Origin of the sequence: Streptomyces broussonetiae, from assembly GCF_009796285.1 — a bacterium.
GTDB lineage: Bacteria > Actinomycetota > Actinomycetes > Streptomycetales > Streptomycetaceae > Streptomyces > Streptomyces broussonetiae.
Genome location: NZ_CP047020.1, coordinates 628,016 through 640,634, shown reverse-complemented (window position 1 = coordinate 640,634; position 12,619 = coordinate 628,016). Strand labels below are relative to the sequence as shown.

General features: G+C 70.0%; 13 protein-coding genes. 9 read left to right on the top strand and 4 right to left on the bottom strand.

What is annotated here, in order from left to right:
- Positions 1-209: 209 nt before the first annotated feature.
- Positions 210-695 carry a MarR family winged helix-turn-helix transcriptional regulator gene (locus GQF42_RS03195; RefSeq protein WP_199272552.1) on the bottom strand — a complete coding sequence of 162 codons (486 nt, stop codon included), beginning with the start codon at positions 693-695 and terminating at the stop codon, positions 210-212.
- Between the two features lie 146 nt (positions 696-841).
- On the opposite strand from GQF42_RS03195, the gene GQF42_RS03190 reads away from it, so the two are divergent.
- The 7 genes from GQF42_RS03190 to GQF42_RS03160 all read left to right on the top strand — a co-directional run bounded on the left by GQF42_RS03190 (position 842) and on the right by GQF42_RS03160 (position 7,987).
- Positions 842-2,002, top strand: coding sequence for a PP2C family protein-serine/threonine phosphatase (locus tag GQF42_RS03190; RefSeq protein WP_233273204.1), 1,161 nt, complete (start codon positions 842-844; stop codon positions 2,000-2,002).
- A 141-nt stretch (positions 2,003-2,143) separates the two neighbouring features.
- Positions 2,144-3,028 carry an STAS domain-containing protein gene (locus GQF42_RS03185; RefSeq protein WP_158917415.1) on the top strand — a complete coding sequence of 295 codons (885 nt, stop codon included), beginning with the start codon at positions 2,144-2,146 and terminating at the stop codon, positions 3,026-3,028.
- Positions 3,025-3,438 (top strand): STAS domain-containing protein, encoded by a 414-nt coding sequence (locus GQF42_RS03180; RefSeq protein WP_158917413.1) that lies wholly within the window; start codon positions 3,025-3,027, stop codon positions 3,436-3,438. Before GQF42_RS03185 ends, GQF42_RS03180 begins: the two co-directional genes overlap by 4 nt.
- Positions 3,438-3,881, top strand: coding sequence for an anti-sigma regulatory factor (locus tag GQF42_RS03175; protein WP_158917411.1), 444 nt, complete (start codon positions 3,438-3,440; stop codon positions 3,879-3,881). The genes GQF42_RS03180 and GQF42_RS03175 overlap by 1 nt, the downstream gene beginning before the upstream one ends.
- Positions 3,881-4,939, top strand: coding sequence for a SpoIIE family protein phosphatase (locus GQF42_RS03170; RefSeq protein WP_158917409.1), 1,059 nt, complete (start codon positions 3,881-3,883; stop codon positions 4,937-4,939). The genes GQF42_RS03175 and GQF42_RS03170 overlap by 1 nt, the downstream gene beginning before the upstream one ends.
- Positions 4,926-6,650: a PP2C family protein-serine/threonine phosphatase gene (locus GQF42_RS03165; protein WP_158917407.1), complete on the top strand. Its 1,725-nt coding sequence runs from the start codon at positions 4,926-4,928 to the stop codon at positions 6,648-6,650. Before GQF42_RS03170 ends, GQF42_RS03165 begins: the two co-directional genes overlap by 14 nt.
- 119 nt (positions 6,651-6,769) lie before the next feature.
- Positions 6,770-7,987, top strand: coding sequence for a PP2C family protein-serine/threonine phosphatase (locus tag GQF42_RS03160; RefSeq protein ID WP_158917405.1), 1,218 nt, complete (start codon positions 6,770-6,772; stop codon positions 7,985-7,987).
- A gap of 10 nt (positions 7,988-7,997) precedes the next feature.
- Here the strand turns inward: GQF42_RS03160 and GQF42_RS03155 are convergent, their stop codons facing one another.
- From GQF42_RS03155 to GQF42_RS03145, 3 genes are all read right to left on the bottom strand, one after another.
- On the bottom strand, positions 7,998-8,507 hold the full coding sequence (locus GQF42_RS03155; RefSeq protein ID WP_158917403.1) for a MarR family winged helix-turn-helix transcriptional regulator: 510 nt from the start codon (positions 8,505-8,507) through the stop codon (positions 7,998-8,000).
- Between the two features lie 564 nt (positions 8,508-9,071).
- Positions 9,072-9,239 carry a hypothetical protein gene (locus GQF42_RS03150; protein ID WP_158917401.1) on the bottom strand — a complete coding sequence of 56 codons (168 nt, stop codon included), beginning with the start codon at positions 9,237-9,239 and terminating at the stop codon, positions 9,072-9,074.
- Between the two features lie 91 nt (positions 9,240-9,330).
- Positions 9,331-10,323 (bottom strand): substrate-binding domain-containing protein, encoded by a 993-nt coding sequence (locus GQF42_RS03145; RefSeq protein ID WP_158917399.1) that lies wholly within the window; start codon positions 10,321-10,323, stop codon positions 9,331-9,333.
- 102 nt (positions 10,324-10,425) lie between these two features.
- On the opposite strand from GQF42_RS03145, the gene GQF42_RS03140 reads away from it, so the two are divergent.
- Both GQF42_RS03140 and GQF42_RS03135 read left to right on the top strand, forming a co-directional pair.
- On the top strand, positions 10,426-11,076 hold the full coding sequence (locus GQF42_RS03140; RefSeq protein WP_158917397.1) for a TetR/AcrR family transcriptional regulator: 651 nt from the start codon (positions 10,426-10,428) through the stop codon (positions 11,074-11,076).
- Between the two features lie 338 nt (positions 11,077-11,414).
- Complete coding sequence (locus GQF42_RS03135) at positions 11,415-12,551, top strand: ABC transporter substrate-binding protein (RefSeq protein ID WP_158917395.1); 1,137 nt, start codon at positions 11,415-11,417, stop codon at positions 12,549-12,551.
- Positions 12,552-12,619 lie beyond the last annotated feature (68 nt).

Genomic DNA, 12,619 nt, shown 5'->3' with positions numbered 1-12,619 from the left:
TCGACTGAAGGCGGTCTGGGGGTATCCGAAGCCGTGAAAGCCCCTCAAGACGTTCATTGCCGTTTGACAACAATGGCCCTAGGGCAACAAAGTAGCCGTGTCGTACCGCACGGGGAAGGATGTGGAATGTTCCGGTGGGCGGGGACCGCTCCGCGCGCTGGCCACCGGCGTCCCGAAGTGTCGGGAAATCCGGTCGCGCAGCCTTGCGTTCAGGCCGTGCGGTCGCCGTGCTGCGCACCTTTGTCGTGTATCTGCAGCGCCGCCGCGTCGCAGAACGCCTCCAGTCCCTCCAGCAGCGCCGCTCGTTTGCCGGCGGGCATGAGGCTCAGCACCGCCTGCAACTCCTGCTCCCTGCGCGCGCGCAGCTCGTCGAGGAAGGCCCGGCCCCGGTTGCTGAGGTGCAACCGGACCTCACGCCGGTCCTCCTCGCCGACCGCGCGCTCGACGAAGCCGGCTGCGACCAGCCGGTCGCACAGCCGGCTGGTGGCGGGGGGTGCGGAGGAGAGCGCGTCACACAGCGTGCGCAGGTTGATACCGTCCTGGTGCTCCAGGGTCAGCAGCACCCGCATCTGCGACGCCGACGCCGGTGCGGTGGAGGCCCGGCCCCACAGGACTTCCAGCAACTCTCCAGCTGTCGCGGTCACTCGAGCGACCTCGACGGGTTCCGGGCGGGGGCGGAAGACAGCCACTGTCACACTCTCGCAGGCACTGGGACGGTCGCCAGCGTACTAGGCGCCCGCAGCGGCAACAGATGGTTCGGACGGCTTGGCGCGGCTACCGAGCGGCCTCGTCGCGAGCGAGGCGGGGAAGTGTCCGCCGAAGGATTGGTGTATTTACCACCGTGAACAGATATGTGACCGCCGAGCGGGCTTTGCGCGCGGCGGCACCCCATGAGTTGCTCGATGCCGTCCGTCGTGTGCTGGTCGAGCAGTACGGGGCGGAGTCCGTCGACCTGCTGATGGCCGACTACGGCCTGACGGTGCTTCAGCCCGTGTCGGCGCTGCCGCACACCGTGGAGCCGGTGTCCGTGCACAACAGTGCGCTGGGCCGTGCTTTCGGTGCCCAGGAACCAGTTGTGGAATCCGCCTCCGACGGTCGCGTGCGCGTGCACCTTCCGGTCAGCGTGCGTGGGGACCGGCTGGGCGTGCTGTCCGTGACCCTGCCTCAGGAGAGCGGGGTCCAGGAACTGCTCGGCGAACTCTCCGACATCGCGGAGGCGCTCGGCCATGAGGTGGTCGTCGCCGAGCGGGACACCGACATCTACTTGCTGGCACGTCGCAAGGACCGGCTGACGCTGGCCGCCGAGATGCAGTGGCAGCTGCTGCCGGGACGCTCCTGCTCCCGCCCCGAGTACGACCTGGCCGCGCAGTTGGAGCCGGCGTACGCGATCTTCGGCGACAACTTCGACTGGTCCGCCAGGGCCGACCACCTGATGCTGTACGTCACCAACGGCATGGGTGAGGGAATAGAAGCCTCCCTGCTGACGAACCTGGCCATCAACGCCCTGCGCAACGCCCGGCGCGCCGGACTCGCCATCGACGACCAGGCCGCCCTGGCCGACCAGGCGGTGTACGCCCACTACCGGGGCCGCTGCTACCTGTCTGTGCTGATGTTCGACTTCGATCTCACGACGGGCCGGGCCAAGGTCGTGGACGCCGGCTCGCCGCAGATGCTGCGGCTGCGCGGCGGCAGGGTGGAGCACGTCGCCTTCGAGGCGCAGCTTCCGCTGGGCATGTTCGAGGAGACCGACTATGTGGCGCAGGAGTTCCAGGTCGAGCCCGGCGACCGGCTCGTCTTCGTCAGCGACGGGGTGTACGCCGTCGCCGATCCCATGGGCCGGGCGTACGGGGACGTCGAGCTGGTCCGGGCGATCCAGGCCACCCGGCTGCTGCCGGCCGCCGAGGTCCCGCGCGCCATCCTGCGGGAGTTGACCGGCCACCGCGGTCGTTCCGTTCCCGACGACGACGCGCTCGTCGTCTGCCTCGACTGGCACGGAATCTGACCGAGGCCCGGATCGCCGGTCGCCCGCCTTGATGTGTGGCGATCTCGTGTTGTTTGCGCCGGACCGTCGACGCTAACGTTTGCCATGAGGCAATAATCGCGTCTCAGGCGTGGTCGATCGACGGCCCTGACAGAGGAGGCGATGAAGGTGTCGGAGCAAGAAGCGGTCGAGTCGACGGCGCGGCGGCTGGGAACTTTCCTGGCGCGCCGCCGGGAGCAGATCGCTCAGCGCTGGGCCGACGCGCCGCTCTTCCGGACGGTGTTCACCGTGTCGCGTGAAGAGTCGATCGAGGCGTCCAAGGCGGTCGTGGACGCACTGTCCGACGTCGCCTCGTCCGGACGCTTGGAGGACATCGCCTCGTCCGGCTTCGACAGCGCGCGCGACCAGCTGGGACGCATGTCCGATGCGCGGATCCGGGCGGGGTGGAGCCCGGCCCGGATCGCGGACGAGGTGGCCGCCCTGCGTCCACCGGTCGCCGAGTTGCTGCGGGCCGAGTTCTCCGATCCCGCCACGCCCGAGGCGGCCGAGGGGCTGCTGGCGTTGACGGCCCTCATGGGCACCCTGCGGCTGGTGGTGATGCAGACCGCGCTGAGTTCGGGCGAGGAACTGATCGCACGGCAGCGGCAGCAACTGCTCGAAGTGGCCACGCCGGTCATAAGCCTGTGGGAGGGTGTCGTCGCCGTACCGCTGATCGGCACGCTGGACAGCGCCCGCAGCCAGGTCGTCATGGAGTGCCTGCTGGAGGGCATCGTGGACCAGCGGGCCCGGTACGCCATCCTGGACATCACCGGTGTGCCCACGGTCGACTCGCTCGTCGCGCAGCACCTGATGAAGACGGTGGCCGCGGCGCGGCTGATGGGCGCCGAGTGCATCGTCTCCGGCATCCGCCCGGCCATCGCTCAGACCATCGTGCAACTCGGCATCGATCTCAGTTCCGTCCTCACCCGCGCCTCACTCGCCGACGCCTTGGCCTACGCCCTCGGTCGGCTGGGCATCGAGGTGTCTGACCGTGCGAGCATGCGGTGACCGCTCCGTTCCCGGGCCACGCGACCGTGGTGCCGGTCCTGGCGCTGGGGGAGACCCTGTTGGTCAGCCTTCAGGGGGAGCTGCACGACGGCACGGCCGAGCAACTCCACCAGGACATCAGCCACCGAATCGCCGACAGCGGGGCGAGCGGGATGATCATCGATATCTCCGGTGTGGAGGTCGTCGACTCCTTTCTGGGACGGATCCTCGCCGAGATCGCGGCGAGCGCCAGTCTGCTGGCGGCCCGCACGGTCGTCGCCGGCATGCGGCCGGCCGTGGCGATCACTCTGGTCGAGCTGGGCCTCACCCTGCCCGGACTGACCACCGCGCTTGACGTCGACCGCGCACTGGAACTCCTCAACCGGACGTCCACGCCGAGCGCCTCGGACGGACGCGAGGGGGGAACGTGATGCCGGCCTCCGACCCCACCGTCACAACAAGCCTGCCGATCCACTCGGACGCGGACCTCGCGTGGGTCCGCCAGCGGGTCCGCCAGAGCGCAGCCGACCTGGGCTTCGGACTGGTGCAGCAGACGAAGCTGGTCACCGCCGCAAGCGAACTGGCTCGCAACACCCTGGTCCATGGCGGCGGCGGGCACGTGGAGGTCACGCCACTGACCCGAGGTGTGGCTCGGGGGCTGCGGCTGTCCTTCGTCGACAGCGGTCCCGGCATCCGCGACGTCGAGCTGGCCATGACTGACGGATACACCAGTGGCGGCGGACTGGGACTCGGCCTCAGCGGTGCCAGACGCCTCGTCGACGAGTTCGAGATCGACACCGAACCCGGCTGCGGCACGACCGTCACCGTCATCGCCTGGACCACAGGCGTACCCGCGGCACGGCCGGGGGTGTGATGGGACGCGTCTGGGACATCCCGGTGCACGACTCCACCCGCGTACGGGACGTCCGGGTGGCGGTCGAGGCGGCCAGCAACGATGTCTGTCTCGACCCGCACCGCACCGCGGTCGCGGCCCTGGTCGCTACCGAGCTGGCCACCAACCTGGTCAAGCACGCCAGCGGCGGCCGGGTCCTGATCGACCTCCTCGACCGGCCCGGCGTGACACACACCCCCGCGGTGCAGGTGACAGCCATCGACTACGGTCCAGGCATCCACGACATCAGTGCGGCCATCCGCGACGGGTACACCACCAGCGAGGCGTCACTCGGCGCCGGCCTGGGTACCTGCCTGCGCATATCCAGCGATTTCGACCTGTACAGCACCCCTCGTGGCACCGTCGCAGTCGCCCGCGTCGACCAGGAACCCGGGACAAGTCGAGGACCGAGGAAGCAGACCCCGAGGGCGGGAGGGATCAATGTACCCCTCGGCCGGGCCGAGTACTCGGGAGACGCCTGGAGCTGCGCCCGGTCGGGCACCCGACTGACCCTGATGCTCGCCGACGGCCTCGGCCACGGCGCCCAGGCAGCGCAGGCGTCCAGCGCCGCCGTCGATGAGCTGTACCGCTCGGCACACCTGCCACCGGAGGAGATCCTGCGTCACATGCACCCGGCCCTTCGGCCCACCCGAGGCGCGGCGGTCGCCGTGGCGCAAGTCGACACCGACAGCGGAGAACTGGCGTTCGCCGGCGTCGGCAACATCGGTGCCCGCCTGCATGTCGGCGACTCCTGGGACCACCTGATCTCCCACCCGGGCATCGTCGGCGCCCAGTTCCCGGCGACCGTGCCCGTACGACGCCGTCCCTGGTGGCCGGGCAGTCTGCTCGTCCTGCACAGCGACGGTCTGCCCAGCCGATGGGTACCGCCCAAGGATCCCGGTCTCCTCACCCATGAGCCGGCGGTGGTCGCGGCGACCATCGTGCGTGATGCCAGCAGCGCCGCCAGCCCTGTGCGCGACGACACCACCGTGGCCGTCGTGGCCTCCGACCCCGTGGACCCACGCCATGATCCCGCCTGACGTCCGAAAGATCACCACAGCCACCGAGGCCGCCCGAGCCCGGGCCTTCGTGGCGCACCTCGCCGCGTCGCTGGGCGCGCCCGAGGTCGAACGAGCGCGCTTCCTCACCGCGCTCAGCGCACAGTTGCGAGAGTCCCTCGGCCAAGGCGGCGCCGAACTCACCCTCACCGTCCAGCGGCCGGGCCAGGACAAGTCCGTGCGCGTACGGGCCGTCGTACGGCCGGCCACGCCGGCCCCGGAACAGGCCCCGTCCTGGCACCTCGTCCTCTCCTGCCCCGGCTCCATGACACAACACCCCTCACTCCCGGCGCACCCGGACGCCACCGCGCCGGCCGAAGCCCTACTGGCAGCGGACGAGGAGACGGCGGCGGTTCTCCGGAGGCTGGACGAGTCCGAGAACCTGCTCAGCCTCCACCGCGAGGAACTGCACCAGACCAACCAGGGCGTGCTGGCCCTGCACGCCGAACTGGACGCCGCCGCGCTGACCCAACAGGAACTTCTGGATGCGGAACGGGTCGCGCGCGGTGAGGCGGAGAAGGCACGACGCCTGCTGACCTTCCTCGCCAACGCCAGCGCGGTGGTCACCGCGTCGCTCGATCACGAGGACATCGTGCGCCGTCTGCCCGAACTGCTCATTCCGGAGTACGCGAGTCGGGTCGACGTCTGGCTGTTCGACGAAGACGAGCGGGCGGCCGGAAACAGCCTCCACTCCGCCGCCGCGGTGGCCGCCGCCCGCACCGGCCGCCCGCAGCACGCCGGGCCGCACCCCGCTGAGCTGCCCGGCGCCGACGACCTCCCGCCCTCCGCCCTGTCGCCGGACCGGCCTCTGCTGTGCGTCCCCCTCACCGTGCGGCGATCTCTGGGCGTCCTGACGCTCACGGCGCCAGAGAACGGCTTCGACGCCGACACCAGCGTCATGCTGCTCGAACTGGCCCGTCGCATCGCCATTGCCCTGGACAACGCCCTGCGCTTCGAACACCACCGGGACACCGCCGAGGAACTGCAGCGCGCCCAGCTCACCGACCTGCCTGCCGCCGACGGCCTGCACCTGGCCGCGCGGTACCTGCCCGCCACCCGCGGCCTCAACATCGGCGGTGACTGGTACGACGCCTTCTTCCAGCCCGACGGCAGCCTGTTGACCGTCATAGGAGACGTCACCGGACATGGACTGCGCGCCGCCGTCATCATGGGCCAGCTACGCACGGCACTGCGCGCGTACGCGATCGAGGAGGCCAGCCCCGCCCGGATCCTCACACGGCTGCACCGCATGCTCTGCCACCAGCAGCCCAACCTCTACGCCACCGCCATGATCGCGCGCTTCAGACCCGACGACCCCCAGGTGACGTGGGCCGCCGCCGGCCACCCGCCGGCCGTGGTCCGCGCTCCCGGCGGAGCCGTGCGTGTCCTGGACGACAAGCCCGGGGTCATGCTGGGCGTGCCGATTCCCTTCGAGTACGCGGACCACACGACCGAGATCGAACCGGGTTCGACACTGGTGCTCTACACCGACGGCCTGGTCGAGCGGCGTAGCGAAGGGATCGACGTCGGGATCGAGTTGCTCGCCCAGACCCTGGCAGCACTGCACGAACCCGACCTCGAAGACCTGGACGCGAGCGCGGAGTCCCTCCTCAAACCCCTTGTCCACGAGTCCGAACGCGACGACGACGTCTGCCTCCTCCTGTGCCGCACCGCCCCGCTCCCGACGTCCTGACGGGCGGCACGGACAGGCACGCGGCCGATGCCGTTCCCGGCCGCAGCGTGGTGCTTCGCTCTGCCGCGCTCCGTGGCGGGCCTTCGCCGCGATAGCGTGGAGGCCCAACGGGCGAGAGGGTGGACGCTGTGAATGCCGCTGAACCGTTCCCGTCCGTGGAGAGCCGGCTCCGGGCCGCTCCGCCCCATGCACTGGCCGCCACCGCCGGGACGCTGCTGGCCGAACTCTTCGGCGCCCGGGAGGTCACCCTTCTGCTGGCCGACTACGGCCTCAGCGTCCTGCAGCCGGTCACCGACATGCCGCACACCGGCGACCGGGTCTCCGCTCACGACGGCCCTGCGGGCACCGCCTTCACCAGCCAGAAGCCGGTTGTGGAGGTCACCTCCGACCCGGCCACCGAGCTGATCCACCTGCCCCTCACCGTCCGCGGCGACCGGCTCGGCATCCTTTCCGTACGCGTTCCCGCCACGGCGGCGGACCCGGCCACCCTGCTCAGCCTCGGCGAGTTCGCCACGGCCCTCGGGCACGAGGTCGCCACGGCAGGCCGGGACACCGACCTCTATCTGCGGGCCCGCCGCACCCGCCGCCTCACCCTCGCCGCCGAGATGCAGTGGCAGCTCCTGCCGGGGCTCGGCTGCGCCCGCCGGGAGTACGTCATCGGCGCCCACCTGGAGCCTGCCTACGCCACCGGCGGCGACAACTTCGACTGGTCCACCAGCGCCGACCACCTCACCGTCACCGTGACCGACGGCATGGGCCAGGGCATCGGCGCCTCCCTGCTCACCAATCTCGCCGTCAGCGCCCTGCGCAACGCCCGCCGCGCCGGCATCGGCCTCGCCGACCAGGCCGCCCTGGCGGATCAGGCCGTCTACGCCCAGTACGGCGGCAGGGCGTACGCCTCGACGCTTCTGCTCCGCTTCGACCTGGGCACCGGGACGGTGAGCGCGGTCGACGCCGGCTCCCCCCGGCTGTACCGCGTCGGCGAAACCGGGATCGAGCTGATCGAGCTGGAAGCGCAGCTCCCCCTCGGGATGTTCGAGGAGACCCCGTACGAGGAACAGACCTTTCACGTGGAGCCCGGCGATCGCCTGGTCGCCCTGAGCACCGGTGTGCACGGCACCCGCTCGGCGACCGGAGACCCCTTCGGGGAACGCGCGCTGCACCGGATCCTGGGCGCGACCCGCCAGAGCCCGCCGCACGAGACCGCCCGTGCGGTCGTCGCCGGGCTGATCGAGCACTTCGGCAGCAAGGACCTCACCTCGGACGCCGCCGTCGTCTGCGTCGACTGGACCGGAAGGGCCGTCGACACCGGACGGCTCACCCCCGAGCCCCACTGAACGAGCCCCGTCACCGCTCGGAGGGCGGGTCTCCCGGGGCGGGCAGCACCCCGCTCCGAGCGGCGAGAAAGGCCCTCATCCCGCGGCTCAGTGCCGACCGCTCCGCCGGTTCCATGGCCTCCAACGCGAGTGTCAGCACCTCTGCCCGGCGCGACGCCACATCATCGAGCACCCGGCGTCCCTGTGTGGTGAGGCTCAGCCGGACCTCGCGGCGCTTTTGCGGGTGCAGAGTTCGTTCCAGCATCCCCGCCGCCTCGAGCCGGTCACACAGCCGGCTGGCCGTGGGCAGCCCTATGTCAAGCCGCTCGGCCAGCGTGGTGAGGTTCAGTCCAGGTGCCGTCTGTAGCGTCCGCAACGCCCGAAGCTGGTGCAGGGACAGGCGCAAGGCCGCCTCCTGAGCGGCCAGCGACCACAGGTTCGTGAGACTCTCCACAGCATCGGCGATCTCCAGCGCGACGGCGTCCGGGCCGTCGCCCGACGTCTCCATACGGTCGTCGCCTGGGCCGTCGAGACGGGTCACGAACACATCGCTTTCACTGGGTTTCGGACGCTGAAGAGATAATCCTCATTCAATCGCTGTACCCGACGGCAAGGCGGGCAAGCCGCTCCCGGGTCGGCCGGACGTCGCCCGGACAGCGTCGGCGCCGGGCCGCGAGGCGGGGCGAAGGGACCCGTCTGGGCGTCGCTCCATGGTAGGAGTTGCCCGCGGCCTCCCGGGCCGAGCCCGGGAGGCCGCGGGCAGACCGACTCATGCACGAGCGCGCCTCAAGTAGGTGACGGCGGTTTCCCCGCCGGAACCGGGGGTCACCTGTCATAGACGGTTGGTTCGCGCCCGCGCCCGCCGACCGGTATGTTCTGCTTTGCTCTGTTTCACGAGCCGGTTGTGGAGGGTCTCGCTGATCGCGAGCGGGAATCCGATGGCGGGGGTCCGTCGCCACTGCCGCCAGAGGCTGTTCCCTGTGCGGTTCGCCGCGGCCGCGGGCCGGGCTGGGAGCCGTTCGGCCCGGCCCGCGTTGCCTGTGACAGCGCCCGGTCCAAGCAGTCGCTGCCGCTCCGGTCACTTGGCGCGCCTGCGTGGACCGCGTCAGCTGACTGTGAGGCGGTGCCAGTCGCAGACGCAGCTCTTGAGGCCGGCAGGCGCGGGCCGGTCCAGGACGGCCTCGAGCTGCCCGGGCCCGACGAGGATGAGCGGACCTTCGGCCGGCCCCTGCACCACCGCCACCTCGCCCGCGACCACGAGACCGACTCCCACCGTTTCGAAGCCATAGAAGTCATGTCGTTTGGCGAGTGCTGTCGTGGACCTTGGCACCGGACATCGCGGCAGAGCGGGGCAGACCGGTCCGCTAAGTGTCGAGGAACTCGGGAACGAAGATGTCCTCGCCCGTGAGCAGACGTTCGGAGAGGCCCTGCTCGTGGTGGTAGCGCAGGAACGTGTCGACGGCTTTGCGGTTCGCGCGGACGCCGTAGGGCCACCAGTCCTCGCCCAGCAGACGCCGGTTCTCGTCGAACAGCTTGCTGAACCAGGGGGTGACCACGCTCATGTGCTGCTTCGCCGCGTCCTCCCTGTATGTGCGCTCGGCGAGATCCTTCGCCTCGCAGAAGGCGCGGTACACGACCTGAAGGAGATCGGGCCGCTGTGCCAGTTCCCTGCGGACGGCGACGATGTGCATCGGCGGGAAGATCCCGGTGCGCCGATAGTAGTCGCGCTCGACGGCCTCGTAGTCCGGGAACAGGCGAGTGATCGTCGAGGATCCGTCCAGCACGGCCTGCGGGACATCGACCGAGATGAGCGCATCGATCTCACCGGAGGCGAGCATCGCCCCGAGCGTCTGGCCGTGCCCTGCATGGCGGATCTCGACGCCGGTCGGCACGGGCTGGGGGATCCAGTCGAAGGCGGGGATGGGGTGGTTGGTGCCGCCGATGACCCAGCGGCACTGGTCGGGGGTCACAGCGTACTCGTCGGACAGAATCCCTTTGGGCCAGATCCCGGCGTCGTGACCGTAGAGCGCGAATTCGCCGACAGTCTTTCCGACGAGGTCCTGCGGAGTGCCGATCCCGGCTGCCGTGTTCACGAAGATCGCCGAGTGCCGGAAGTTGCGGTTCGGAAAGATCGGCAGCGCCAGGAACGGGGCATCCTCGAGATCGAAGGTCCGCAGGAAGTAGGTCAGGCCGAGTTCGGCGACGTCGTAGCGTCCTTCGACAGTGCGGCGAAAGATGTCCGAGACCAGCGGCGCCGTCTCGAACGCGGTGTCCACGCCGTTGATGGCGACGCGGCCGTCGAACAGCGCCCGGGTGTGCTCGTACGTGTAGGCGCCGATCCTCAGTTTCGTACTCATCGGACGATCCTCACTTCCGTAAATGAGCATTCACTTTTAGAGTCTATCTGCGGCCACCGGGCCGTCAAGATGAATGACCGTTCACGGTGAAGGGAGCCGACCATGCCGCGCCTCACACCCGAGCGCCGCGAGGCGAAACGCGCGGAGATCGTGGCAGCGGCCCGTCGCTGCTTCTCGCGCGACGGATTCCACCAGACCTCGATGCCCGACATCGCCGCGGAGGCCGGCGTCTCGGCCGGAGCGCCGTACCGGTACTTCGCGAGCAAGGAGGAGATCATCCTCACCATTGCCGGCGACGCGTTCCGAATGATCTTCGAACCGGTCCAGCGGCTGGCCGCAGTCACCGACGAAGCCTCCATCGCCGACCTGGCGACGGCCTCGCTCACGGCGCTCAGCGTCGAGACGGCCACCGACGCAGCGGGGCTTCCGGTGCCGGTCGAGGAGTTGCTGCGCTGCGCCGTGCAGACCTGGTCGGAGATGTTGCGCAACGACGCCGTGTTGGCCCGCGCCACCGAGGGCTTCGATGCTGTGTGCCACAGCATCGCGGGAGCGCTCCGCCGCAGTCAGTCGGCCGGCGCCATCCCGGCCACCGTCGAGCCGGAGCACGGTGCGCGGGTAGTGATGGGACTGCTGCACGGCTTCTTGCTCCAACGGGTCGCCTTCGGCCTGACGGACGCGGAGGGATTCACCGACGACATCCGCACGCTGCTCACGGCGAACCGCCATGGTTCGCATGGAGAACCGATGTCATGAAAAAGCCGAGTCATGGCACGACCGACCGCCGCCGCTCACCCGCACGACCCGCCTTGCGCAGGGCACGGCACGTGCCATGGCGCCACAGGACGGTGAAAGCATCAGGCCTCTCCACGGCGGTGCTGTGCCGAAGGCGGAAAGGTTCGGCACGAACCTGCCGGCCAGCGAGTAGACGCGGCGTTATCAGCAGGCCGCGCGCATTGCCCGACCTGGGCAGTCACCCGGCGTGGGTACGCTGGCCCTGATGACGACAGGGCCGACGCGGCGGCCGTACCGTGTGCAGGCCCCCGAGAGTTCCGCAACTCCACGATCGCGCCGCCCCACCCTCTGGAGCCGTCGTGACCACACCCCGTGTCCGAGCCGCGGCCGCGCTCGGCTGCCTCGGCCTCGCGGCACTGTGTCTGAACGCCTGTGGAGGCACGCCGACCGCCACGAGCGAGAAGCCGTCGGCGGCGGCCTCCGCGGCGAACGCGGGCGGAATACGTGCCCTGGTCGCCGCGGCGAAGAAGGAGGACAGGCTCACGGCGATCGCGCTTCCGGGTGACTGGGCCGACTACGGGGGCCTGATCGACGGCTTCGAGAAGAAGTACGGCATCAAGGTCACCGTCGAGGATCCGTACGCGCACAGCCAGGATGAGATCAACGCCCTCAGCCGCGGGAACCGGCCGACGGCCCCCGACGTGATCGACGTGGGCGACGCTTTCGCGCGGGCGGCGGCTCGGCAGAACCTGCTCGCGCCGTACAAGGTCGAGGCGTGGGACGCGATCCCCGCAAACCAGAAGGACCAGGGGGCCCACTGGGCCAACAACTACGGAGGCTACATCTCGATCGGCTGCGACGCCGGGCGTGTCAGGCCCTGCCCCGGGACCTTCGCCGATCTGCTCAAGCCCGCCTACCGCGGCATGGTGGCGCTCGAGGGGGACCCGACCCGGGCTGAATCCGGCTTCGCCGGCGTTTACGCGGCCGCGCTGGCGAACAACGGGTCCTTCGACGACATCCGGCCCGGTCTCGACTTCTTCGCCCGGCTGAAAAGGACCGGCAACTTCAATGCCACACAGTCCACCTCAGCCACGATCGAGGCCGGCCGGACGCCCATCAGCATCAACTGGGACTTCCTCAATCTCGGCTACGCCAACCAGCTCCGTGGCAAGGGCGTGAACTGGCAGGTCGCGATCCCCTTCCACGGCAGCTTCGCCCAGTACTACGCGCAGGCGATCAACAAAGACGCCCCGCATCCGGCGGCCGCCCGCCTGTGGGAGGAGTACCTGTTCAGCACACAGGGCCAGAACCTCCGGCTCCACGGCCATGCCCGCCCGGTCCTCATGGACGTCATGCAGAAGGAGGGCACGCTGGACAAGGCAGCCGCCGCCCGGCTGCCGATGGTGGAGGGAACGCCGCAGTTTCCGACGGACGCGCAACTGGAGAAGGCGAGGCAGACCGTCGCCCGCGGATGGACGGCGGCAGTCTCCGGCTGACGGCAACCGGCCGAGGCTGTCGCTCAGCCGGAGTCCGGTGCCCTGGCAGGCCCGGCCTCGCAGACGTC